Genomic DNA, 23,991 nt, shown 5'->3' with positions numbered 1-23,991 from the left:
CGCTCCTCCTCCGGCAGGTGCGGCACACGCCGCTGCGCTTTCCACGATAAACGCAGCGGGCAGGCCCGGAGTTCCAGAAAAACCCCGAACCTGCCCGTAGGGGACTACCCCGAGACTGCCCGCTCCGGTGGGCTGACGGTCACGCCGGAACGATGTTCACCAGCTTCGGCGCCCGGACGATCACTTTGCGGATGCCCGCGCCGTCCAGCGCCGCGACGACCTTCTCGTCGGCCAGCGCCACCTTCTCCAGCTCCTCCTCGGAGATGGCCGGCGGCACCTCCAGACGGGCCTTGACCTTGCCCTTGATCTGCACGACGCAGGTCACGGTCTCGTCCACGACGTACTCCGGGTCGGCGACCGGGAAGTCCTGGTGGACGACCGAGTCGGTGCGGCCCAGCTTGCGCCACAGCTCCTCGGCGATGTGCGGGGCCAGCGGGGCGACCATCAGCACCAGCGGCTCGGCCACCGAACGCGGCACCGCGGTGCCGGCCTTGGTCAGGTGGTTGTTCAGCTCGGTGACCTTGGCGATGGCGGTGTTGAAGCGCAGGCCCTCCAGGTCCTGGCGGACACCGTCGATCGCCTTGTGCAGGGCGCGCAGCGTCTCCTCGTCGGGCTCGGCGTCGGTGACGGTGACCTCACCCGTCGCCTCGTCGACGATGTTGCGCCACAGGCGCTGCAGCAGCCGGAACTGGCCGACCACCGCGCGCGTGTCCCACGGCCGGGAGACGTCCAGCGGGCCCATGGCCATCTCGTACAGGCGCAGGGTGTCGGCGCCGTACTCGGCGCAGATCTCGTCCGGGGTCACCGCGTTCTTCAGGGACTTGCCCATCTTGCCCAGCAGGCGGGTGACCTTCTCGCCCTGGTAGTAGTACGCGCCGTCCAGTTCCTCGACCTCGGCGGCCGGCACCGCGATCCCACGGCTGTCGCGGTAGACGTAGGCCTGGATCATGCCCTGGTTGAACAGCTTGTGGAACGGCTCGGCCGACGACACGTGACCCAGGTCGTACAGGACCTTGGACCAGAAGCGCGCGTACAGCAGGTGCAGCACGGCGTGCTCGGCGCCGCCGACGTACAGGTCGACACCGCCGTGCGGCCTGCCCTCGCGCGGGCCCATCCAGTACTGCTCGATCTCGGGGTCGACCAGCTGCCGATCGTTGTGCGGGTCCAGGTAGCGGAACTCGTACCAGCAGGAACCCGCCCAGTTGGGCATGGTGTTGGTCTCGCGGCGGTACTTCTTCGGCCCGTCGCCCAGGTCCAGGGTGACGTTGACCCACTCCTCGTTGCGCGACAGCGGGGTCTCGGGCTGGGTGTTCGCGTCGTCCGGGTCGAAGGTGCGCGGGCTGTAGTCCTCGACCTCGGGCAGCTCCAGCGGCAGCATCGACTCGGGCAGCGCGTGGGCGACGCCGTCCTCGTCGTAGACGATCGGGAAGGGCTCGCCCCAGTAGCGCTGGCGGCTGAACAGCCAGTCGCGCAGGCGGAAGTTGACGGTGCCCTCGCCGATGCCCTTGTCCTGCAGCCATCCGGTGATGCGGGCCTTGGCCTCGACGACACCCAGGCCGTCCAGGGAGACCTCGTCGCTCGCGGAGTTGACCAGCTTCGCGTCGTACGAGACGAAGGCGTCGTCCCAGGCCGCGGTGTCGGTGCCGCGGCCGTCGGTCGGCTCGACCACGCAGCGGATCGGCAGCTCGAAGGCGCGCGCGAAGGCGAAGTCACGGGTGTCGTGCGCCGGGACGGCCATGATCGCGCCGGTGCCGTAGCCCATCAGGACGTAGTCGGCGATGAAGACGGGGATCCGCTCGCCGTTGACGGGGTTGGTCGCGAACGCGCCGGTGAAGACGCCGGTCTTGTCCTTGGCCTCGGCCTGGCGCTCGACGTCGGACTTCGAGGCGGCCTGCGCGCGGTAGGCGGCGACGGCCTCGGCCGGGGTGGCGTGTCCGCCGGTCCACACCTCGTGCGTGCCCTCGGGCCAGGCCTCGGGAGTGAACTTCTCGACCAGCGGGTGCTCGGGCGCCAGCACCATGTAGGTCGCGCCGAACAGGGTGTCCTGGCGGGTGGTGAAGATCGTGATGTGCTCGCCGTCGATCGGGAAGTCGACGCGGGCGCCCTCGCTGCGGCCGATCCAGTTGCGCTGCTGCAGCTTGATGGCCTCGGGCCAGTCCAGCGCCTCCAGGTCCTCCAGCAGCCGGTCGGCGTAGGCGGTGATGCGCATGTTCCACTGGCGCAGCTTGGCCTTGAAGACCGGGTAGTTGCCGCGCTCGGAGCGGCCCTCGGCGGTGACCTCCTCGTTGGCCAGCACGGTGCCCAGGCCCGGGCACCAGTTGACCGGCGCGTCGGAGGCGTAGGCCAGGCGGTACTCGCCCAGGACGTCGGCGCGCTCGCGGACGTTCAGCTCGCTCCACGCGCGCGTGGTGCCCGGAACGGCACGCTCACCGGACTCGAGCTGCGCGATCAGCTCGGAGATCGGGCGGGCCTTCTTCGCCTCGTCGTCGTACCAGGAGTTGAAGATCTGCAGGAAGATCCACTGGGTCCACTTGTAGTAGTCCGCGTCGATCGTGGCGAAGGACCGGCGCTTGTCGTGGCCCAGGCCCAGCCGGCGCAGCTGGACCTTCATGTTCTCGATGTTGGACTCGGTGGACACGCGCGGGTGCGTGCCGGTCTGCACGGCGTACTGCTCGGCGGGCAGGCCGAAGGCGTCGAAGCCCAGGGTGTGCAGGACGTTGTGACCGGTCATGCGCTGGAACCGGGCGAAGACGTCGGTGGCGATGTAGCCCAGCGGGTGGCCGACGTGCAGGCCCGCACCCGAGGGGTACGGGAACATGTCCATGATGAACTTCTTGGGCTTGGCGGCCAGCCCGGGGTCGCCCGCCAGGTCGCCCTTGGGGTTCGGCGCCGCGTACGTGCCGTCGGCGTCCCAGAAGTCCTGCCAGCGTGCCTCGATCTCGGCTGCCATGGCGGCCGTGTAGCGGTGCGGCGCGGCCTCCGCCGACGTGGCGGCGGCAGCGGGGTTCGTCTCGCTCATGATCCTCAAAGCTCCATCGATCGTCTCTGCCTGCGGAAATGAAAAAACCCCTCGCACAGGAGGGGACGCCGCGCCGATGCCGACCTCACGGTTCGACCCGGGGTCGGTACTGATCAGCGCGGCCCGCTAAGCAGAAGGCGTACGGCACGCATGGCGCTAGGGTACCGCAGGCCTCGAGCGAGCGGCGACGGCCTTGAGCAAGCCGCGATCCGCTTCCGTATCCCTAGTGGACATGCCACGACCACGAGGGGAGCTGAACCAAGGTCAACGATTACTTCGCGTACCGTCCGCTAAGGGACATCGCCACAGTCGCCTGGTCCGTTGATAACAACGCAATAACTCAAACCCCCGTACTGATCGGTATGGCGCCACTTAGAGTTCGGCAGCGGGACCGCCTTCCCGAAACTGCTCGGAGTTGCCCCCATGAACCCTCGTCGTAGTACCAGCTCCCTCCCCAAACCGGGCCGCTCGGCCTATGGGGTGGCATCGGCTGTCGTCCTGCTGCTCATACCCGTGGTCGTGCTGGCCGGAGGCAACCAGTTCCGCGACTTCCTGAATTTCGGCGCGGGTGTGTTGTCCCTGGTCTCGCTCAGCTGCTCGGTGATCTGGGGCCTGTTCGCGCAGGACCGGATCTTCCTGAACATCCGGCAGCGGATCGTCGGCCAGGCCGTGCACCGCACGCTCGGGGTCGCCTCGATCGCATTCCTTCTGCTGCACATCACCACGAAGGTCGCACTCGGCCACACGAAGGCGATCGCCGCCATCATTCCGTTCTCACTCGGCGTCACGGGAATCGGCGGCCTGATCGGACTCGGTTCGCTGGCGGGCCTGCTGATGATCTTCGTGGGCGTCACCGGCGCCCTGCGCAGCAATTTCGCCACCCCGGCCCCGGTCGCCGCCCGCTGGCGCGCCATGCACATGCTCGCCTACCCGGCCTGGTGCGCCGCGCTGATCCACGGCCTGTACGCGGGTCGCGCGGCCAAGCCGTTCTTCGTGATCTCCTACGGCCTGTCACTGCTGGGCGTGATGGCCGCCCTCGCGCTGCGCGCCGCCCCGCGCCCGGTCAAGCGCCGGGTCGCCGACCGGCTGGTGGCGCTGTTCGGCAGCTCGGAGCGGCCGGGACTGGAAGAGCTGGACGCGAGCCGTTCCCGGGCGGCCGAGCCGGCTCCGGCGGGCTTCGAGGGCCGGCGCGAGCCAAGGGGTGCCGCCGCCCCGTCCGCGCCGCTGTACCAGTCCCCCGCCGGCCCCGCGGCGGAACCCGCGTCGGGCTTCGCGGCCGCTTACCGGGCCGTCTCCACACCGGGCCGCTCCCGGCAGGCGTACCCGGCCGGCCAGACCGCCCGCATGGACATGCCGCTGGACATGCAGGCCACGGAGGCCATGCCGCGCGTGGACGGCGGTTCCAGCACCTCGGGCAGCTGGCCGATCCCGTCCCCGCCGCCGGTCGGCGAGGCCCCGCCGTCCGTGTACGACCCGTTCCAGGACACCGGGCAGACCGTTCCGGTCTACGGCAATCCGGGCACCGCCGGGTACGGCGGAAGTGACATGTACGACACCGGTGAGACAAACGGCCTCTATGGCACGTACAACGCCGGTGACACGTACAACAGCGGTCCCGCTACCGAAACGCTGCCCGGCGCGTCCTACGACACTCCGGGTTCGGGCGAACCTTGGAACACGCCGTCCGGAGGCTTTAAGTGAACGAGGCCCTGCCCGACGTCCCAGAAGTCCGCGTGGTCGGTCTTCCGCAGCTCACGTCGGGCTTCGACCTTGTGGAACGGCTCGACCTGCCCATGCACCTGAAGGTGCACGGGCCGCTCGACCCGCTCGGCGGCGAGCAGCTCGCGCAGCTCGCCGAACGCATCAACCTCAGGGGCCGCGGCGGCGCGGGCTTCCCCTTCCACAAGAAGCTGCGCTCGGTCGCCGAGTCTGCGATCAAGCGCGGGGTGCGGCCGGTCGTCGTGGTCAACGGCAGCGAGGACGAGCCGGCCTGCCGCAAGGACACGGTGCTGATCAACCGTGCCCCGCATCTGATCCTGGACGGCGCGCTGCTGTGCGCGGAGGCGCTCGGCGCGCGGACGCTCGTGATCGGTGTCACACGCGAGTCCACGCAGCGCTCCATGGAGGCAGCGCTCGCCGAACGCGGTCTGAGCAACAGCCGTAGATCTGCGCTACGCGCGTGGGTGCAGCGCAACCCGGTGCGGATGGTCACCGGCGCCGCCGCCTCGCTGATCCGCTCGATCGACGGCGGCCCGGCGATCCCGCCCGGCCGCAAGATCAGTGCCTCGCAGACCGGCGTCGGCGGCGCGCCCACGCTGCTGTCCAACGCGGAGACGTTCGCGCAGCTGGCCATCGCCGCCCGCATCGGCCCCGAGCGCTACGGCAACACCGGTCTGTACGACGAGCCGGGCACCGTCATGCTCACCGTGTCCGGCGCGGTCGCCCGCCCGATGGTGATCGAGGTCCCCACGGGCGTGCCGCTGCGCTACGTGCTGCAGCTGGCGGGTGCCCCGCCGGTGCCGCAGGGCGTGCTGACCGGTGGCTACCACGGCAAGTGGATCGACGCGGCGACCGTCAACGAGGCGATCGTCTCCCGCAACTCGCTGGACGCGGTGGGCGGTTCGCTGGGCGCGGGCGCGATCCTTCCCATCAGCCAGGAGACCTGCCCGCTGGGCGAGTCGCTGCGGGTGGCGCAGTGGCTGGCCGAGGAGAGCGCGGGCCAGTGCGGGCCCTGCTACCTCGGACTGCCGGCCGCCGCGCGCGGCATGGAGGACATCCTCAACGGCGGCGGTCCGGCCGCCCTGGAGGCGCTGAAGCAGGTCGCGAAGAACGTCAAGCGCCGCGGCGCGTGTTCGCATCCGGACGGCTCCGCGATGTTCCTGGAGTCGACCATCAAGGCGTTCACCGACGACCTGGCCGCGCATGTCCTCGGAAACGGCTGCGGACGGCGTGTGGAGGGCGTTCTGCCGCTCTTCGAGGGAGGCAGGGCCCCCACGGGCATCCTGGGCGGCGGAGAGCCCGAGGAGACCGGCGCGAGCCGTCAGAAGATCTACGTCGACTGGACGCTGTGCCGGGGCCACGGACTGTGCGCCGACATCCTCCCGGAGGTGTTCGAACTCGGCGCCGACGGTTTCCCGACCGTCGCCCAGGCGCAGGTGCCGCGGTACGCGGAGGCGAAGGCGCTGCGCGCGGTGCGCCGCTGCCCGGCGCTCGCCCTGCGCATCGAGGAGGACACGCGCGGGCAGGCGCCGTCGCGCAACCTTCCGGTCGTCTCCCAGGGCCGCGGCCGGCGCGCTCTCGGCCGCTGAGCACACGAAGGGGCGTCACCCGGTCCGGGTGACGCCCCTTCGTTCGACTGCGACTCTCCGGACGCAACACGCCGAAAGCGAACCATCCGTCGGGATGATCCGCTTTCGACTTCTGTGGAGCTAAGGAGAATTGAACTCCTGACCTCCTGCATGCCATGCAGGCGCTCTACCAACTGAGCTATAGCCCCTTGTTTTGTTGTTTCGCCCGACTCCCCCGGCGACGACGTAAACATTACAGGTCCGGGGACGCAGCGCCAAATCGGTTTCAGCTTCGCACCGATACGGTCACTAATGTCTTATTTTGTTCGCCGCACCACCGGCGGCTACGCCCGCGCTGTTCCCGGTGTTCCCGCTCGTGAGGGCGCCGCAGCCCGCCTGCGAGGCGGGGACGCGACGCCATGGTTGCGGCACGCGCGCGGTGCGGCCGTCCCGCCGTACGACCCATGGCGGTTCCGGACGGACACGGTGTTCGCTGCGGGCCGGGCCGGTCACGCGAGGACACGGCCGATCAGGCCCTGGGCGGCGTTCTGGCGCGCGTTCTGCCCACGCCCGACCCGGGGATCCTCTGAGCCGCCTCGGCGGCCGTCGTGACCGCTCTGGGTCTCGCGGCCGCCGCGGCGGCGGAGTTGCGCGGGCGGCGGGATCGGGCGGTGTGTGCCTGCGCGGTCACCGTCCTGGTGGGTACCGCACGGAACCGGGCGGCCCGAACTGCACCAGAGATGCCTGGAATTGGCGCTTTCGGCCTCTATGCGGCAGCCGGGGCGCTCTTCCTCGTGCCGGTCCCGACCTCGTCGCCGGAACGCGACCGCGGTGCGCCGGGTATCAGGCGGTCACGAACGAGTAGAACCGCTTGAGTGTGCAGTGCTCTTCCAGAAGGCGGCCGTAGATCGGCTCGCCCTCCAATTCCCGGTACGTCTCGATCGGGTCGCCTTTTATGATCAGCGCCCGCGCGCATTCCTCGCACCAGTACTGGTAGTCGGGATTGATCGGCTCCATGTCACGGACGATCGGCGTACCGCTCCCACACCAGTCGCACTTTCGCCTGTGTGCACCCATCGATCAGCTCCAGCAGTGGCCGCAGGCCGTGCACACGTAGGAGATTCCGCCGTTGTCGCCGAGGACCTGGGCAACATGCGCGGAACCACAGGAAGGGCAGCTCAGCCGGGTGGTCGTGTCCCGTATCAACGCCGCACCGAGGAGGTGGCCGCCCTCCTCAAGGATGCTCGCAGGCATCGCTACTCCCTCCCGTCGGGCCGCGCCCCCTTCCGGCCGTTTGATTCTGCCACGGCCGGAGCAATACGGTCAGCGACGCCTCAGTACCAGTCCGGACACGGCGCCCGCCGCAGCCGCTGAGGCCAGCGCCCAGGCACACACCGAGAACGCCTCCGCAGAGGTATACGAGCGCAGAACACCGATTGACTCAAGCCGGTTCAGGAACAGTGTGCCGAAAGACGCCACCCCGATCAGCTGGCCGAGCTGGGTGACCGTCGCCAGCAGACCGCTGGCGTCCGCCGCGTCCTCGGGCCGCACGGTGGCGAGCGCGCCGGTGAGCGTCGGGCTGAAGGCGAGCGCCAGCCCGGCGCCCAGGCCGGTGTACCCGGCGTACAGGACCGCTCCCCCGTCGCCGCCCCCGTGGAAGGCGAGCCCCACGACGGCCACGGACACCGCGGTCAGCGCGAACCCGGCCGGGGTCAGCGCCCGCTGCAGACCGGCGGGCCACCTCCGCCAGGTCAGGCTGACGGCACCGAAGACGCCGGCGGTCGGGGCGAAGCTCAGGCCGGCCCGCAGCGCGCTGTAGCCGAGGCCGCCCTGGATGTGCAGGGTCAGCGCGAAGAGGAAGCCCGCGTTGACCGACATCACGGCGAGGATGCGGAAGACGGCCAGGCCGATGCCGGGGTGGCGCAGCACCCGGGGCGCGATCAGCGGGGCGCCGCCGCGCCGGGCCAGCCGGGTCTCGTACCCGCAGAACAGCGCGAACAGCACGACGGCGCCGGCCAGTGACAGCCAGGACCACAGCGGCCAGTCCTCCTCCTGCCCGAGCACCAGCGGCACCGTCAGCAGCGACACGGCCGCGCCCAGCAGCACCAGTCCGGGCAGGTCGAGCGCACGGCCCCGCTCCCTCCCGCGCGCGCCGCCCAGCGGCAGCACCCGGCGGCCGAGTACGAGCAGCACGGCGCCCACCGGCACGTTGACGAGGAACACCGGCCGCCAGCCGGTGCCGAACAGATCGGCGCTGACCAGCACGCCGCCCGCGATCTGTCCGGCCGCCGCGCCGACGGCGAGGACCGCGGAGTAGGCGCCGAGCGCCCGGGCCCGGGCCTCGCCGGTGAAGGTCCGCTGGATCAAGCTGAGCACCTGCGGGATGGCCAGCGCCGAACCGGCGCCCTGTACCAGCCGGAAGACGATCAGCTCGGTCGCCCCCTGCGCCAGACCGCAGGCGAGCGAGGCCGCGGTGAACAGGGCGACGCCGGCGAGGTGGACCCGGCCGTGGCCGAGCCGGTCGCCGAGCCGGGCGCCGGTGATCAGCAGCACGGAGTAGGAGATGGCGTAGCCGGCGACGACCAGTTGCAGGTCGGCGCCCGAGGCACGGAGTTCGGCACCGATGGTGGGGGCGGCGACGTTCACGATGAAGACGTCGAGGGCCGCCATGAACAGGGCGGTGAGCAGGACCGCGAGCAGCAGCCGAGGCCGGTTGTCAGTGCGGGGTGCTTCACTGTCGGTGACGGGTGATGCGGGACCGTCGGCGATCGAGGGGTCACTGTCAGTGGCGGGTGCTTCACTGATCGCAGGGTTCGGAACGGGCCCGTTGCCCGGCCCGGTTCGGGATGTCGTCGTCATGGCACCGAGCCTGACGACGGTCCGGTACGGGTGCCGAGAGCCCGGCGATGCTGGTACTGCCAGCACCTGGCAGGGCCGGGCCCGGGTGCCGACGATGAGGACGGGGATGACGGGGGATCGCAGGGCATGACGGGGATGGCGGGCAATGACGGGGGACGCACGATGGCGACGGACACGAGCAACGTGACCAGCACGACCAACACCACCAAAACCAACACGACGAGCACCGCAGCGGCGCGGACGGCGAACAGGGCGCGGACGGCGAAGCCGACCCGGCCGGCGAGCACTCAGCGCCGCAGGCCTGAGCTGGCCGCCTTCCTGCGCAGCAGGCGGGCGCGGGTGACACCGGCCGACGTGGGCATGCCGCCGGGCCTGCGGCGGCGCACACCCGGGCTGCGCCGGGAGGAGGTCGCCCAGCTCTCCGGCGTGGGGGTGACCTGGTACACGTGGGTGGGGCAGGTCTGTGGGATGTAGCCGAGTTGCTCCGGCGTACGGAGATGTCGAGCATCAACAGCGCCGCCCTGGAGTCGATCGAGCAGGGCATTGATCAACTGGCCCGCGCCTACCCATACGCCGACGCCGATTACCCGCACGAGCGCACCCGGAACGGCCTGCAATACGTCACCAAGCAGCTCGAAGGCCGGATGACCCTCCGCCAGCACCGCGAACTTCTCGTCGATACCGGATGGTTGTTCCTGCTGAACGCGTGCGTCCAGTACGACCGCGGGCAGCGCGAGGCCGCCAACCTCAGCAAGGCCGCCGCTCTGCGAGTCGGCGAGGAAACCGGGCATGGCGAGATCATGGCTTGGGCGTGGGAAATCGAGGCTTGGTTCGCACTCACCCAGAGTCGTTGGCAAGACATGCTCGACGCCGTTGAAGCCGGGCACGCCGCCGACCAGACACATTCCGTCGGTGTGCAGCTGTACGCGCACAAGGCGCGCGCAGCCGCCCGCATGGGAGACGCCCGCCTGGTCCGTGACTCCCTGGACGCTGGCCGCGCACGCCTCGACCGGCTACCCCGACCGGACCATCCCGAACACCACATCATCATCGACCCCGACAAGTGGGACTTCTACGAGATGGACGCCTACCGTCTCCTCGGCGACGACGACGCGCCGCCGCCCACGCCCGCTCCGTCATCCGAATCAGCACCGGCCCGGACGGTACGAAGATCTCCCCCATGCGCGCGGCAGAGGCCCGCCTCACGCTCGGAGTCACCGCCGCCTGCACCGGCGAAATAGAAGAAGCCATCGGCATGGGTACAGCGGCTCTCGAAGCCGACCGGAAGTCTCTTCCGTCGCTTCTTTTAGTCGCCGACGAGCTGGACAAGGCTCCGCTCCCGACACCCACGCGAAGCCGCCGCACGCGACTTCCACGAACAGATCATGACCATCAAGCGAGGCGCAGCCCGGCCCGAGCTTCCGTTGTGACCTGAACTGGATCAAGCGACGATCCAGGCCCCGCTTCGATGGAAACGGGGCCCGGACCCATGCGTATACCCTATGCCGCCTGGGGTCTCCAGCGGCATCGCCCTGTCGAGCCTGGTTTTCCGCGCCCTCTGCGTCTCCTGGGCCTCCCCACTTAGCTAAGGAGCTTGGTCCCAGACGGGCTAGACCGGCATGCCGATGAGCGAAGCAGTGCGGATGCTGGAGAGCAGGCGGTCGGGTCACTCGGTTGTCTACTTCGACGCCCGTATTAGGGACGCCCGTATTAGGCAGGTGTCGCTGTCCGTCATGGAGCCTCGATGCGCCCACATCCGACGTACGTAGCAGTCATCTCCAACTGTCCGCTCCTTCGGCACGGCCTCTCTCACGTCGTCGACAGTGCGCCGGACCTGCAGCGAGTGATCTCCGTCAGGCGTATCGGTTCGCAGCGCTACGAGGTGGGTGAGGCAGACGTCGTCCTGCTCGCGATGCAGGCTTCCGTCAGAGAAACCTGCGATCTCGTCGCAGGGCTGCATGGGGAGGGGCACAGAGCCGTCGTGCTGTCGCCCTCCAAAGCGCAGACCAACCTCGTCTCGTTCATCGAAGCCGGCGCTCGGGGTTATCTGAGCCAGCACATCGAAGAAACAGAGCTGCTGACGGCGGTCCGTACCGTCGCTTCCGGTCGCACCTACTTCTCCTTCAGCTTTTCCAACGATCGGGATGTGCGCAACCAGCCGCTTCGAATCACCGGCCGGGAAAGGCAGATCTTGGAGCTCGTCGCGAGTGGCGCCACCGACCGTGAAATCGCCTCCAAGCTGAGCATCAGCGAGCACACGGTTCATTCACACCTTGACCGGCTGGGCAGTAAGACGGGTTTCCGCCGCAGGGCGGACCTCACCCGTCTGGCGCTGGAGCTGGGCGTGGCCGGTGAGCTTACGGACGAGGGGTAGTTCTCCCCACGTCGTCGGGTGTTTTTGCCTCTGGATCTTCGGGAGCCGCGGACTGAGCCTTGAGCATGGGGCCAGGGATGCCCCGTCAGTGACCCTGATGATTGGGATCCTGTCCGCTCCGAGATGTGGGGTGACGTACATGAACAAGAGGCTCTTCCGGAACATCGGTGTCGCAGTGACTGCCTCCTCCTGCCTGGCGGCAGGCGCCTGGGGCATCTCGGCAACTGACGCTGGCGCGTCATCGCAGGCTTCTCGTGTCACGCCTGCTGCCAAAGCGCTCACGTGCTACAAGACCAAGCGCAATCCGAACAGGATTGTTTGTTACGAGCGGAGGCAAAAGCGCCAGGGCACTCGGATAATTTATGTCCTGGTTCAGGTTCCTACCCCTGCGAACCCTCCGGCTCCTATCATCGTGATCAACCTGCCCGCGACAACCCAGACGAGCACCCCGAGCGCAGGGCCGACCACCCCGAGCGCAGGGCCGACCACCCCGAGCGCAGGGCCGACCACCCCGAGCGCAGGGCCGACCACCCCAGGCACAGGGCCGACCACCCCGAGCGCAGGGCCGACCACCCCAGGCACAGGGCCGACCACCCCGGGCACAGGGCCGACCACCCCAGGCACAGGGCCGACGTGAGTGGTGGCGGCACGTGAGACGGGGAGGTACTCCCTGCGCGGGACTGCGTCGGACCGACAGGCCCAGGCAGGGGGCAATAGCGAGTCGTGAACGTACTCACTCTTGCCCACATGACCCAGACGTCGAGCGCGCCGGCATCCCCGGCAGCCAGGCTCCACGCCACGGCTGCCGGGCCGCCTGAGCCCCAACGCGTAAGCCCCTCCCGGAGGGGCTTACGCGTTGGCGGAGAGCAAATGGTTACATCCGCCAAGGTGTTGCTGGCTGGAGCAGGGCCGGCCGATCAACGCCTCGCCGCAGGTGCTGGACGCGGTCGCCCGCACGCTGCGGCTGGACGCGCCGGAGCGGGAGCATCTGTACCGGCTGGCAGAGGTGCCCTTCGAGACGGAGCCGGGTGCCCTGCCCCGCGGGGTCGCCCCCGAGGTGCAGGGCATCATCGACGCCCTCGATCCCCTGCTGGCGGTGGTCTACAACTCGCGGTACGACATCCTGGCCGCCAACCCGGCCTACCGTGACCTGTTCGCGGTGCGGAAGGCCCGCGGGATCGGAGTGCCGAACGCGTTGTGGACGCTGTTCACCGTGACGGACGAGGACTGTCCGGTGGTGCACCGGGAGCGCGAGCTGCCGGTGATGGTGGCGACGCTGCGGTCGTCCTACGGCAGACACGTGGGCGAGCCGGCCTGGGAGGAGTACATACGCGCGCTGTCTGCGGCGAGTTCCTGGTTCGCGCAGCTGTGGGCGAGCGGTGAGGTGATACCACCGGGCCCCCGGGTGAAGACGTTCCGTCACGCGGCGGTGGGCGACATGCGGATGACCTCGCAGTCGCTGTCCATCGACGGGATGCCCGAGTGCCGGATCGTCGCCTACACCCCGGAGGACGAGGAGTCGCGCGAGAAGGTCACGCTGCTGCGGGAGCGAAGAGAGCGGCTGTGGCCGCCGGCGTACACAACAGAAAATCCCGCCCCCTGAGGGGGCGGGACCTTCGACTCCGATCTTTGACAACTCAACAGAGTGTCGATCAGTGGAGCTAAGGAGAATTGAACTCCTGACCTCCTGCATGCCATGCAGGCGCTCTACCAACTGAGCTATAGCCCCTCGGTTCTTCCCGCTCGGCGGGGCGAACAAGAAGAACTTTAGCCTGTGACCTGCCAGAAAGTGAAATCCGGGGTCCGCGAGCCTCCGGACGCTCAGTCGTCGTCGCCGAGGACCGGCTCCGGGAGGGTGCCGGCGTTGTGCTCCAGCAGGCGCCAGCCGCGGGCGCCCGCACCGAGCACGGACCAGCAGCAGTTGGAGAGACCGCCGAGGCTCTCCCAGTGCCCGGCTTCCAGGCCGAGCAGCCGGCCGATGGTGGTGCGGATGGTGCCCCCGTGGCTGACGACGACGAGGGTGCCGTCCTCGGGCAGCTTCTCGAGGTGCCGCAGCACTACGGGCGCCGCGCGGTCGGCGACCTCGGTCTCCAGTTCGCCGCCGCCGCGGCGGACCGCCTCGCCGCGCTTCCAGGCGGCGTACTCCTCGCCGTAGCGGGCGATGATCTCCTCGTGCGTCAGCCCCTGCCAGACGCCCGCGTAGGTCTCGCGCAGGCCTTCCTCGCGGGTGACGTCGAGGCCCGTGAGGGCGGCGAGCTCGGCGGCCGTGTCCGCCGCCCGCTGCAGGTCCGAGGAGATGATCGCGTCCGGGCCCAGGGAGGCGAGCAGCCGGGCGGCGCGGCGGGCCTGCCCGATGCCGGTCTCGGTCAGCGCGACGTCCGTGCTGCCCTGGAAGCGGCGCTCGACGTTCCAGGCGGTCTGGCCGTGCCGCCACAGGATGATGCGGCGGCCGCGGTTCTTGCGGTCGGTCACCTCGCCGGTGGCGCTCATCACCACTCCCCGCCCGGCTCCTGCTCGGCCTCGGCGGCCTGCAGCTTCGCGTGCTCCTCCGCCTTGCCGCGGGTGGCCTTGGCGTCGGCGGGCAGCTCCAGCTCGGGGCAGTCCTTCCACAGCCGCTCCAGGGCGTAGAAGACCCGCTCCTCGCTGTGCTGGACGTGCACGACGATGTCGACGTAGTCGAGCAGGATCCAGCGGGACTCGCGGTCGCCCTCGCGGCGCACCGGCTTGGCGCCGAGTTCCTTCAGCAGGCGCTCCTCGATCTCGTCGACGATGGCCCTGACCTGGCGGTCGTTCGGCGCGGAGGCCAGCAGGAAGGCGTCCGTGATCGACAGCACGTCGCTGACGTCGTAGGCGATGACGTCGTGGGCGAGCTTGTCGGCCGCCGCCTGGGCGGCAGTGTTGATGAGCTCAAGGGAACGGTCGGTGGCGGTCACTACGAAGCTTTCCGGTCGGCGGTCACTGGACCTCAAGGGTCTCACGGACCGCCCGGCGCACCCCACGTGATTACGGTGGCACGTGGGGTGGCCGGGACCCGGTCAGGAGCTGGCGGGCTTGTAGTCCTGGCCGAGGACGACCGAGACGTCGGCGCCGGAGGACACCGTGCCCTTGGCCACGGAGCCGGCGGGCAGGCCGAGGGTCTTGGCGACCTCGGTGGCGTCCGACTTGTGGGAGGCGTCCGAGTAGACCACCTTCGAGGTGGCCTGCGCACCGGAGGCGGTGCCGCCCTCCAGGAAGGTGAAGCCGCCGTTGAGCAGCACCACGCGGGCCTTCTCCGAGTCGTCCTTCACACCGGTGGCGTTCTGCACGGAGACCCGGACCGCGGAGCCGGCGTCGGGGCTCTTGGCGGTGCCGCCGAGGATGTCCTTCACCACGCTGTCGCTGGTCTTCGCGCTCAGGGTGCCGTCGGCCTGCACGGGCAGCAGAGCGGTCTTGTAGGCGCCGCCCTTGGCGAGGTCGGCGAGCTTGGCGAGGAAGGCGCCGAGGTCCTTGTCGGTGAGCGGCGGGTCGAGGATCTGCGCGAGGGTCTGCACGGTCGTCGTGGCCGCCGACGGGTCGGAGGACATCTTGCGCAGCACACCCTGCATGACCTGGCCGAACCGCTCCAGCTGGGCGTTCTGGGCCTCGCCGGCGGCGCGGTAGGTGGCGTAGGCGACGGCCATCTTGCCGCTGAGGGTCTGGTCGCTTCCCTTGTGGACGAGGGGTTCGGCGCCCTTCTTCTTGGCGTCCGGGTCGGGCACGTCGGTGTTGGTGTCGATGTCGATGTTGCCGACCAGGTCGACCAGGTTCTGCAGGTAGGGGGTGTCCAGGCGCCAGGTGCCCTGGATGTCGGTGCCGAGGACGGTGTCGAGCTGGTCGCGGGTGCCGGAGGAGCCGTCGTCGTCCACCGACTTGGCGAGGGTCGTGGTGGAGCCGTCGTCGCCGCTCAGCGCGAGGGAGTTGGGCAGCAGCACGGTGCTGCCCTGCTTGGTGGTGGTGTTGTCGACCAGCAGCGCCGTGGAGGTGCCGCCCTTGCCGGTGTTGTGCAGGTGGACGACGATCACGTCGCGTTTCTGGGCGCTGACCGGGGTGGCCGCACCGGGCTTGGAGGCGGTGGAGGACAGGCCTGGCAGCTTTCCGGCGTACCAGAGGTAGCCCACGCCGCCGACGGCGACGAGGGCGAGGACGACGAGGAGGGCGATGAACCGGCTGCGGGCGCGGCGGCGGGCCTCTTCGCGGCGCTCGGTGCGGTTCTCGGTGAACTTCAGCCAGTCGATGACGTCCTCGGAGTCGCCGTCCGGCTCCTCGACGAACGCGAACTGCTCGGTGTGGTAGTCCCGGTCGCCGTCGTCGTGCGGCCGCTCGGGCTCCGCCGGGGCGTGCGAGCGCTGCGCCGGGTCGGCCTGCTGCGGGATGTGGGCGGTCTGCTCGGTGACCCGGGGCTGCTGTCCGCTGTCGGCGGCCCGCCCGTAGGGGTCGTGGCCGGCGGGGTGCTGGGTGCCGGTGCCGTAGGGGTCGTACGGGGCCTGGGAGCCGTAGGGGTCGTACCCGGGTGCGGGCCGGCCGGGGTCGTAAGAGGGCACCGGCGGCTGCTGGCCGGTGGCGTACGGGTCGTAGCCGTAGCCCTGCTGCTGGGCGTACGGGTCGTAGGTCGCCTGCTGAGCCTGCGGTGCCGGGACCTGCCGGTACATGGGCCGGCCGTACTCGTCGTAGCCGACGATTTCGTACGGGCCGGCGCCGTAGCCGCCGTCACCCGCGTCGTATCGGTCGTTCACCGGTGCCCCTCTCGGCTCACTCGCCGCGGTACAGCTCGCGCTTGTCGATGTAGCGCACGACTCCGTCCGGCACCATGTACCAGATGGGTTCTCCCTTGGCGACTCTCGCACGGCAGTCCGTGGAGGAGATGGCCAGTGCCGGGACCTCGACGAGCGAGACGCCGCCTTCCGGCAGGCCGGGGTCGGTCAGGTGGTGGCCGGGCCGGGTGACGCCGATGAAGTGCGCGAGGGAGAACAGTTCCTCGCTGTCCCGCCAGGTCAGCAGCTGCGCGAGGGCGTCGGCGCCGGTGATGAAGAACAGGTCCGTCTCGGGGTTGAGGGCGCGCAGGTCGCGCAGGGTGTCCACGGTGTAGGTGGGGCCGCCGCGGTCGATGTCGATGCGGCTGACGGAGAACTGCGGGTTCTCGGCGGTGGCGATGACCGTCATCAGATAGCGGTCCTCGGCCGGGGAGACCTTGCGGTGGGACTTCTGCCACGGCTGGCCGGTGGGCACGAACACCACCTCGTCCAGCTGGAACTGCGCGGCGACCTCACTGGCCGCCACCAGGTGCCCATGGTGGATCGGGTCGAAGGTGCCGCCCATGACGCCCAGGCGCCGCTTGCCTGTGTGGGCGGGGCCGTGGCCCGGCCGGTGCTGCCGGTACTGCGGGTGCTTGACCGTGTCGTCGGCGGTCTCGTACGCCGGACCGGTAGGCATGTCCTGCTCTCCCATGCGTGCAGACCCTACCGGCCCGGCCTGTGACGTCCGGCCGGGGACGGGGTCCCGGTTCAGCGGTCGCGGTTGAAGCGGGTGGTGATCCACAGCAGGAGCAGCAGGATGGCGAGGGCGCTGCCGCCGGTGACCGCCGGGTTGAGGCTGTTGTGGTGGCCGCCCTCTTCGGCGAGGGTGACCAACTGGGCTGCGGTGCTGGGAAGGCTCATCTTCGGCAGGACCTAACGCGTGTGGGCGGGATAAAGATGTCGGCCCATCGTATGCGGGCGCCCCGTCGGCGATCACGCCGACTCCACCGTTCGGGCCGGGCGGGGAACTTTCGCGAGCCGTCAGTCGTCTTTCCGCTTGTAGCCGCGGAGCAGGAACCAGGCGGTCAGTACACAGCCCAGGACCATCACGATCAGGACGATGCGGAGCAGATTCCCCGCCCCGTGCTGCTGGACGGCGCTCGCGGCGGCCTCGGTCAGCCGGGCGGCTGCGGGGTGGTGCTCCATGAGTGGACTCCTTCGGCTGTACTGCCCGTCCACGGTATCTCCGCCTAGGCTGGGCTCCGCTTCGGGGGCACAGTGGGCACTCACACGAGCACATGGGGGAAGACATGTCCGACGACGGCCAGCAGCAGACGGGGCACGAGCGTGTGCCCAGCAGGCAGCGCAGGCGCTTCCCGGGGATCTCCTCGCGTGCCTACGAGCATCCGGCCGACCGCTCGGCCCTGGTCGCACTGCGCAAGCTGAGCGGATTCGACACCGTCTTCAAGGCGCTCAGCGGGCTGCTGCCCGAGCGGAGTCTGAGACTGCTGTTCCTGTCCGACTCGGTGCGCGTCTCCGAGCGGCAGTTCCAGCATCTGCACGACATGCTGCTGGACGCCTGTTACATCCTGGACCTGGAGAAGGTCCCGCCGATGTACGTCAACCAGGACCCGCAGCCGAACGCGATGTGCATCGGCCTGGACGAGCCGATCATCGTCGTCACCACGGGGCTCGTGGAGCTCCTGGACGAGGAGGAGATGCGGGCGGTCGTCGGGCACGAGGTGGGACACGCGCTGTCCGGTCACTCGGTGTACCGCACGATCCTGCTGTTCCTGACCAGCCTCGCCCTCAAGGTCGCCTGGATCCCGCTGGGCAACTTCGCGATCATGGCGATCATCACGGCGCTCAGGGAGTGGTTCCGCAAGTCGGAGCTGTCCGCGGACCGGGCGGGGCTGCTGGTGGGGCAGGACGTCCGGGCCTCGATGCGCGGCCTGATGAAGATCGCGGGCGGCAACCATCTGCACGAGATGAACGTGGACGCGTTCCTGGAGCAGGCCGAGGAGTACGACTCCGGGGGCGATCTGCGCGACTCCGTGCTGAAGATCCTGAACGTGCTGCCCCGCTCGCACCCCTTCGCCACGATCCGTGCGGCCGAGCTGAAGAAGTGGGCCGAGTCCCGGGACTACCAGCGGATCATGGACGGCCACTACCCGCGGCGTGACGGGGACAAGGACACCTCGGTCAGCGACTCCTTCCGCGAGTCGGCGGCCAGCTACGCGAGCGACGTGAAAACCTCCAAGGACCCGCTGATGAAGCTGGTCACGGACCTCGCGGGTGGCGCGGGCGACCTGGGCGGCCGGGTCCGCCGGGGCTTCGACGGCTTCCGCAGCCCGCCTCCGGCCAAGGGAGGCCCGGCGGACGCCCCTCAGGAGGGGTGACACCAGCCCACCCGACCGACACCGGCTCCTCTCGCCCCGCAACACCGACAAACCGGCTCCGCTTGCCCGCCGCAATGGCTCTCGCCCCGTCGCAACGGCGCTCGGCCACCGCGGCGGGATCCGGCGGTGCCGACCTCCTCGGCCCGACGTGTCCCTCTCGGACCGCCCGGAAGGCCCCAGGGGTGCCCGAACCGCGCCACGATCTCCTCGGCCGGCCCCGGGAACCGTCCTCGCTCACACCTTCGGCTGAGCCCCAGCGGCCAGCGTCCCGCACAGGGCCGTGGGGCTGTCCGTCTCATAGGGGTCGGTGCCCGCGGGGCCGCCGGTGCGGGCCGTCTGGCCGGCCAGGAGGGGGCGGAGGTAGGAGGTGGAGTCCTCGGCGCAGGCGAGGGGGCCCGCCTGGACGTAGGACGTGACCAGCTGGACCTGGTGGGTGCGCAGGTCGTCGCGGGTGAAGCGGAAGGTCAGTTCGCGGCGGACGGTGAACAGGGACACCGGCGCGTGCGCCGCGGCGCCGGTGGGGCGCAGGGCGTAGACGAAGGTGTGGTCGGCGGTGACCTCCAGCGTGCCCGAGTCGCCCTCGAGGGCCTGAAGGTCGCCCTGGACGCGGATCCGGTCGTCGGCGAGCTGGGCGCGGGAGGGATCGAGGCGGACCAGCCAGCCGGTGGGGGCGTGCCGGCCGTCCGACGCCGGGCGGTCGAAGCTCTGGTCGAACTGGTCGAGCTGGTCGGCGTCGACGAGGGACCGGGCGGGCCGGACCTGGCGGCCGGTGAGCACCTCGGGATAGAGCGAGGAGCGGACGATGTAGTCCTTGGCGGTGGTGAGCGCGGTCAGCACCTGGCTGTCGGAGAAGTGGGCGGTGCTGCGGGAGGCCGGCAGGGGGATGCCCTCGGCGCCGACCTCGTACTGGGCGGCGGGGCTGTGCGCGTACAGGTACTCGGCGTCGGCGGTGCCGGGCACCTTGCCCGTCGGGGCGAGCGGGATCACCGTCATCCGCAGGGGCTCGGCGGGGCGCCGGGTCTGCGGGGCGCCGTAGGGGTGGCGGACGCCCATGTAGATCGCGGTGCCGAAGGCGACGGCGATCAGCAGGACGAGGATCAGGGCCTGCCGGGTGAGCCCGCGGTGCAGAGGCGGTCGGCGGCGTACGGCGGGCGCGTGGTCGGCCATGCGCTCCTCGGCGGAGTACTCCTGGAGGCGGGCAGCGCGGACGAACGACTCGTCGAAGACGACGGATCGGTACTCGTCCTCCCCACCTCCGGGGCCGCCCTCGGGTGTGCCCTCCGGTGGGTCTCCAGGCCCGCCCATACTTTCAGAGTAGGTCGCGTGGGCCTCAGGTAAACGCCCTGCTACACGACAAGTTCTGACAGGTGCTCACCAAGAACGCACGCGGGCGTTCAGGGGGAGCGCGGGATGGCCGAGGCGGCCGGCTGGGAGGTGTCGGCGGAGACGGAGGGCGCGGCGGCGCTGCCCTGTTCCAGGCCGGTCGGGGCGGGCGCGGGGACACCGTCACGGGTGCCGGCGGTGCCGCCCCGGTAGACGGCGGCGAAGGCCAGGGCGACCATGCCGATGCCCATCACGACGGCCAGCACCCAGGCCACGGGGCGGTGCCAGCGGACCTGTTTGCCGTATCCCCCGAAGTGGCGGTCGCCGAGGACGTAGGTGTCCTCCAGCTCGTCGTCGTCCGGATCTTGGCCGAATTCGGTCCCCTCGGGGCCGAAGGCGTCGTCGTAGCGCTCGCCTCGGGCGCGGGCACGGCGGGCCTCCGCCTCGGAGGCCTCGGCTCTGGCCTGTGCGGCGGCAAGCAGGCGCTCGACGGCGGTCGGCTCATGGACCGTGGCCGCCTGTACGAAGGCCTCGTCGAAGACCACGGAGGCGAACTCTTCGTCCGACACCCCGTGGTCGTGGTCGTCGTCGGGCTCCCAGCCGTCAGGGAACGGCGTGCCCCCCACGTCCTCCGGCACGCGTCCAGAGTAGACCTGGGGGGTCAATTTGGGCAGACGGTATGGAAATTCGTCTGACTGGTGAGACGGCGTTTCGGCCGTCCGCCACGACTCCCGGACGTACGGCCGAACGGGTGAATGTCAGGGGCGCACGTGGCCGTCGCCGGTGACGATGTACTTCGTGCTGGTCAGCTCGGGCAGGCCCATCGGTCCGCGGGCGTGCAGCTTCTGGGTGGAGATGCCGATCTCGGCGCCGAAGCCGAACTGGCCGCCGTCAGTGAAACGGGTGGAGGCGTTCACGGCGACGGTGGTGGAGTCGACCAGCTGGGTGAAGCGGCGGGCGGCCTGCTGGGAGGTGGTGACGATCGCCTCGGTGTGGCCGGAGGTCCACAGCCGGATGTGCTCGACGGCCCTGTCGAGGGAGTCGACGACCGCGGCGGCGATGTCGTGGGAGAGGTACTCGGTCTCCCAGTCCTCGGCCACGGCCTCCACGACCGTCGCCTTGGAGTCCTTGGCGTAGGCCATCACCCGCTCGTCGGCGTGCACGGTGACGCCGGCCTCGGCGAGGGCGTCGAGGGCGCGCGGCAGGAACACCGGGGCGATGTCCTGGTGGACGAGGAGGGTCTCGGCGGCGTTGCAGACGCTGACCCGCTGGGCCTTGGAGTTGATCAGGATGTCGATGGCCATGTCGATGTCGGCGTGGGCGTCGACGTAGACGTGGCAGTTGCCGGTGCCGGTCTCGATGACGGGCACGGTGGACTCGCTCACCACGGTCTGGATCAGGGAGGCGCCGCCGCGCGGGATCAGGACGTCGACCAGGCCCCGGGCGCGCATCAGCTCGCGGACGGACTCGCGGCCCTCGCCGGGCACCAGCTGGACGGCGTCGGCCGGCAGCCCGGAACCGCCGACGGCGTCCCGGATGACGCGGACGAGGGCGGTGTTGGACTCGTAGGCGGAGGCGGAGCCGCGCAGCAGGACGGCGTTGCCGGACTTCAGGCAGAGGGCGGCGGCGTCCACGGTCACGTTCGGGCGGGCCTCGTAGATGATGCCGACGACGCCGAGCGGGACGCGGACCTGACGCAGGTCGATGCCGTTGGGGAGGGTGGAGCCGCGGACGACCTCGCCGACCGGGTCGGGCAGCTTCGCCACGTCACGGACGTCGGAGGCGATGGCGCGGACCCGCTCGGGGGTCAGGGTGAGCCGGTCGACGATGGCCTCGCTGGTGCCGTTCTCCCGGGCCTTGGCCACATCGCGGGCGTTGGCCTCCACAATCTCGGCGGTCCGGACCTCCAGCGCGTCGGCGATGGCGAGCAGCGCGTCGTCCTTCACGGCCCGCGGGAGCGGCGCGAGGTCGGCGGCGGCGGCCTTGGCCCGGTAGGCGGCCTGGGTGACCGGGGACATCGAGTCGTACGGCGAGAGCGTGGTCATGAGGGAAGGGTAGTGCGCGAGGCGGGTCACCCACCGCTCATCCCAAACCCCGAGACAAGGTCCCAGGTGGACACAAGGGCACTCAAGAGGATCCAAGAGGGTCAAGGAGGATCAAAAGGGGTGAACGCCGACCGGTGTCGCGGGGGGTGGGCCGTAGCCCTCGGCGATGCGCTGGTGGTAGGTCTCGCGGTCGATGACCTCCAGGCCGACGATCTCCCACGGGGGCAGTCCGGCGGTCTGCCGGTGCTCGCCCCACAGGCGCAGGGCGACGGCGGCGGCGTCATGCAGGTCGCGGGCCTCTTCCCAGTACCGGATCTCCGCGTGGTCGCTCGCGTACCGGCTGGTCAGCAGGAAGGGGTGGTCGTGGGCCAGCTGTTCCAGGGCCCGTCGCAGGTCGGTGAGGGGGACGTCGGGGCCGGAGACGCTGAGAGTGACGTGCCAGAGCCGGGGCATGTCCTTGGGCTCCTCATAGGCCTCGCCGGCAGCGACGCTCGTCAGGGCACCGCGGGTGGCCACCCCAGGGCGCACTCGTCTCACGACGGCCTCCTTCACCCACCGCTCGGGGACGTCTCTCGGAACGTCTCTCTGAGACAAAGTTGAGCAGGCCCTACGGCACCGCGGGGCGGTTTTACGGAACGTCCCCCACCAGGGGCCGTCGTTACGTCCCGTTTTACGCGTGCAAGAGCACCAGGTCGTCCCTGTGTACGACCTCGCGTTCGTACGCCGGGCCGAGTTCCCGGGCCAGTTCGCGCGTCGAGCGCCCGATCAGCCGGGGGATCTCCTTGGCGTCGAAGTTGACGAGTCCACGGGCCACCGCGCGCCCGGAGGTGTCGCGCAGTTCGACGGGGTCGCCGGCGCTGAACTCGCCCTCCACGGCGGCGATTCCGGCGGGCAGCAGCGACTTGCGCCGCTTCACGACGGCGTCCACCGCCCCGTCGTCCAGGGTCAGCGCCCCTTGCGGGGTGGAGGCGTGCTGGAGCCACAGGAGCCGGTCGGCGGAGCGCTTGCCGGCGGGGTGGAAGTAGGTGCCGGTGTCGCCGCCGCTCAGGGCCTCCGCCGCGTGCACGGCGCTGGTGAGGACCACGGGGATGCCGGCCGCGGCCGCGATCCGGGCGGCCTCGACCTTGGTGACCATCCCGCCGGTGCCGACCCCGGCCTTGCCCGCGCTGCCGATCTCGACGCCCGCCAGGTCCTCGGGACCCTTCACCTCCGCTATCCGCGAGGTGCCGGGCTTGCTGGGGTCGCCGTCGTAGACGCCGTCGACGTCGGAGAGGAGGACCAGCAGGTCGGCGTGGACGAGGTGGGCGACGAGGGCGGCGAGGCGGTCGTTGTCGCCGAAGCGGATCTCGTCGGTGGCGACCGTGTCGTTCTCGTTGACGATCGGGAAGGCGCCCATCGCGAGGAGCTTGTCGAGGGTGCGGGAGGCGTTGCGATGGTGGGCGCGGCGGCTCATGTCGTCGGAGGTGAGCAGGACTTGGCCCACGCGGACGCCGTAGCGGGCGAAGGAGGCGGTGTAGCGGGCGACGAGCAGGCCCTGGCCGACGCTGGCGGCGGCCTGCTGCCGGGCGAGGTCCTTGGGGCGGCGACGCAGCCCGAGCGGGGCGAGGCCGGCGGCGATGGCGCCGGAGGAGACGAGGACGACCTCCCGCTCTCCCCCGCTGCGGCTCTTGGCCAGCACGTCGACGAGCGCGTCGACGCGGTCGGCGTCCAGGCCGCCGGCGGCGGTGGTCAGCGACGAGGAGCCCACCTTGACGACGATCCTGCGGGCCTCGCCCACGGCCTGCCTTGCCCTTGCCACCTTGCCCTCTGTTCCCTCTCGGTCCCGCGCGCTGTTCCGGCTGCCTGAGCGGCAATCTACGCGAAGTGGATCGTCCCTCGCCCGTCGGTCCAGCCTCCGGACACGCGGTCCGTAGCCGTTCCTTCACGGTTTGCGT

21 protein-coding genes, 2 tRNA genes and 1 pseudogene are annotated in these 23,991 nt (G+C 70.3%); 7 read left to right on the top strand and 17 right to left on the bottom strand.

The genetic code is table 11. The annotated features are described in order from the left end of the window. Positions 1–139 precede the first annotated feature (139 nt). Positions 140–3,019, bottom strand: coding sequence for a leucine--tRNA ligase (leuS, locus tag ACIBJF_RS11530; RefSeq protein WP_399173479.1), 2,880 nt, complete (start codon positions 3,017–3,019; stop codon positions 140–142). A 423-nt stretch (positions 3,020–3,442) separates the two neighbouring features. Between leuS and ACIBJF_RS11525 the strand changes: the two genes are divergently transcribed. Both ACIBJF_RS11525 and ACIBJF_RS11520 read left to right on the top strand, forming a co-directional pair. After that, positions 3,443–4,720: a cytochrome b/b6 domain-containing protein gene (locus ACIBJF_RS11525; protein WP_399173478.1), complete on the top strand. Its 1,278-nt coding sequence runs from the start codon at positions 3,443–3,445 to the stop codon at positions 4,718–4,720. Next, positions 4,717–6,327 (top strand): NADH-ubiquinone oxidoreductase-F iron-sulfur binding region domain-containing protein, encoded by a 1,611-nt coding sequence (locus ACIBJF_RS11520; protein WP_399173477.1) that lies wholly within the window; start codon positions 4,717–4,719, stop codon positions 6,325–6,327. The genes ACIBJF_RS11525 and ACIBJF_RS11520 overlap by 4 nt, the downstream gene beginning before the upstream one ends. A 115-nt stretch (positions 6,328–6,442) precedes the next feature. On the opposite strand, the gene ACIBJF_RS11515 is transcribed toward ACIBJF_RS11520, so the two are convergent. The 4 genes from ACIBJF_RS11515 to ACIBJF_RS11500 form a co-directional block, all read right to left on the bottom strand. Beyond that, positions 6,443–6,515: transfer RNA gene (locus ACIBJF_RS11515), tRNA-Ala, on the bottom strand. Between the two features lie 634 nt (positions 6,516–7,149). Beyond that, the gene (locus tag ACIBJF_RS11510) at positions 7,150–7,383 is read right to left on the bottom strand and encodes a hypothetical protein (RefSeq protein WP_006136074.1); all 234 of its coding nucleotides are present in this window, start codon (positions 7,381–7,383) and stop codon (positions 7,150–7,152) included. A gap of 3 nt (positions 7,384–7,386) precedes the next feature. Next, a complete protein-coding gene (locus ACIBJF_RS11505; RefSeq protein WP_351797802.1) occupies positions 7,387–7,560 on the bottom strand; it encodes a hypothetical protein in 174 nt (57 codons plus the stop codon). 69 nt (positions 7,561–7,629) lie between these two features. Beyond that, complete coding sequence (locus ACIBJF_RS11500) at positions 7,630–8,976, bottom strand: MFS transporter (RefSeq protein ID WP_399173620.1); 1,347 nt, start codon at positions 8,974–8,976, stop codon at positions 7,630–7,632. A gap of 351 nt (positions 8,977–9,327) precedes the next feature. On the opposite strand from ACIBJF_RS11500, the pseudogene ACIBJF_RS11495 reads away from it, so the two are divergent. The 4 genes and pseudogenes from ACIBJF_RS11495 to ACIBJF_RS11480 all read left to right on the top strand — a co-directional run. Beyond that, a pseudogene (locus ACIBJF_RS11495) lies at positions 9,328–9,624 on the top strand (hypothetical protein); the annotation flags it as partial. 38 nt (positions 9,625–9,662) lie between these two features. Next, a complete protein-coding gene (locus ACIBJF_RS11490) occupies positions 9,663–10,406 on the top strand; it encodes a hypothetical protein (RefSeq protein ID WP_399173476.1) in 744 nt (247 codons plus the stop codon). Between the two features lie 503 nt (positions 10,407–10,909). Continuing rightward, complete coding sequence (locus ACIBJF_RS11485; protein WP_399173475.1) at positions 10,910–11,539, top strand: LuxR C-terminal-related transcriptional regulator; 630 nt, start codon at positions 10,910–10,912, stop codon at positions 11,537–11,539. A gap of 856 nt (positions 11,540–12,395) precedes the next feature. Further along, entirely contained in the window at positions 12,396–13,142 is a 747-nt protein-coding gene (locus tag ACIBJF_RS11480) for a transcriptional regulator (RefSeq protein ID WP_399173474.1), read from the top strand. Between the two features lie 53 nt (positions 13,143–13,195). On the opposite strand, the gene ACIBJF_RS11475 is transcribed toward ACIBJF_RS11480, so the two are convergent. From ACIBJF_RS11475 to ACIBJF_RS11445, 7 genes are all read right to left on the bottom strand, one after another. Continuing rightward, a tRNA-Ala gene (locus tag ACIBJF_RS11475) sits at positions 13,196–13,268 on the bottom strand. A 92-nt stretch (positions 13,269–13,360) separates the two neighbouring features. Continuing rightward, positions 13,361–14,029, bottom strand: a complete 669-nt coding sequence (locus ACIBJF_RS11470; protein WP_399173473.1) for a histidine phosphatase family protein — start codon at positions 14,027–14,029, stop codon at positions 13,361–13,363. Then, a complete protein-coding gene (gene rsfS / locus ACIBJF_RS11465; protein WP_228620453.1) occupies positions 14,029–14,472 on the bottom strand; it encodes a ribosome silencing factor in 444 nt (147 codons plus the stop codon). Before rsfS ends, ACIBJF_RS11470 begins: the two co-directional genes overlap by 1 nt. Positions 14,473–14,574: 102 nt before the next feature. Further along, complete coding sequence (locus ACIBJF_RS11460; protein ID WP_399173472.1) at positions 14,575–16,290, bottom strand: LytR C-terminal domain-containing protein; 1,716 nt, start codon at positions 16,288–16,290, stop codon at positions 14,575–14,577. Positions 16,291–16,306: 16 nt separating this feature from the next. Continuing rightward, complete coding sequence (nadD, locus tag ACIBJF_RS11455) at positions 16,307–17,002, bottom strand: nicotinate-nucleotide adenylyltransferase (protein ID WP_399173471.1); 696 nt, start codon at positions 17,000–17,002, stop codon at positions 16,307–16,309. A 56-nt stretch (positions 17,003–17,058) separates the two neighbouring features. Further along, positions 17,059–17,211, bottom strand: a complete 153-nt coding sequence (locus ACIBJF_RS11450) for a hypothetical protein (RefSeq protein WP_399173470.1) — start codon at positions 17,209–17,211, stop codon at positions 17,059–17,061. 120 nt (positions 17,212–17,331) lie between these two features. Further along, positions 17,332–17,496 (bottom strand): hypothetical protein, encoded by a 165-nt coding sequence (locus tag ACIBJF_RS11445; protein ID WP_399173469.1) that lies wholly within the window; start codon positions 17,494–17,496, stop codon positions 17,332–17,334. 104 nt (positions 17,497–17,600) lie between these two features. Between ACIBJF_RS11445 and ACIBJF_RS11440 the strand changes: the two genes are divergently transcribed. Then, positions 17,601–18,689, top strand: a complete 1,089-nt coding sequence (locus ACIBJF_RS11440) for a M48 family metallopeptidase (RefSeq protein ID WP_399173467.1) — start codon at positions 17,601–17,603, stop codon at positions 18,687–18,689. A 234-nt stretch (positions 18,690–18,923) separates the two neighbouring features. On the opposite strand, the gene ACIBJF_RS11435 is transcribed toward ACIBJF_RS11440, so the two are convergent. The 5 genes from ACIBJF_RS11435 to proB all read right to left on the bottom strand — a co-directional run bounded on the left by ACIBJF_RS11435 (position 18,924) and on the right by proB (position 23,834). Beyond that, positions 18,924–19,994 carry a hypothetical protein gene (locus tag ACIBJF_RS11435; protein WP_399173466.1) on the bottom strand — a complete coding sequence of 357 codons (1,071 nt, stop codon included), beginning with the start codon at positions 19,992–19,994 and terminating at the stop codon, positions 18,924–18,926. 89 nt (positions 19,995–20,083) lie between these two features. Further along, the gene (locus tag ACIBJF_RS11430; protein ID WP_399173465.1) at positions 20,084–20,650 is read right to left on the bottom strand and encodes a hypothetical protein; all 567 of its coding nucleotides are present in this window, start codon (positions 20,648–20,650) and stop codon (positions 20,084–20,086) included. Between the two features lie 120 nt (positions 20,651–20,770). Continuing rightward, a complete protein-coding gene (locus ACIBJF_RS11425; RefSeq protein ID WP_399173463.1) occupies positions 20,771–22,057 on the bottom strand; it encodes a glutamate-5-semialdehyde dehydrogenase in 1,287 nt (428 codons plus the stop codon). Between the two features lie 111 nt (positions 22,058–22,168). Beyond that, on the bottom strand, positions 22,169–22,594 hold the full coding sequence (locus ACIBJF_RS11420; RefSeq protein ID WP_399173462.1) for a hypothetical protein: 426 nt from the start codon (positions 22,592–22,594) through the stop codon (positions 22,169–22,171). A 133-nt stretch (positions 22,595–22,727) separates the two neighbouring features. Next, positions 22,728–23,834 carry a glutamate 5-kinase gene (gene proB / locus ACIBJF_RS11415; protein ID WP_351798653.1) on the bottom strand — a complete coding sequence of 369 codons (1,107 nt, stop codon included), beginning with the start codon at positions 23,832–23,834 and terminating at the stop codon, positions 22,728–22,730. Between the last annotated feature and the right edge of the window lie 157 nt (positions 23,835–23,991).

The organism is Streptomyces sp. NPDC050743 (assembly GCF_044456925.1).
GTDB lineage: Bacteria > Actinomycetota > Actinomycetes > Streptomycetales > Streptomycetaceae > Streptomyces.
Note: the sequence above shows the minus strand (reverse complement) of the source record. Positions and strands in the feature narration are given on the sequence as shown.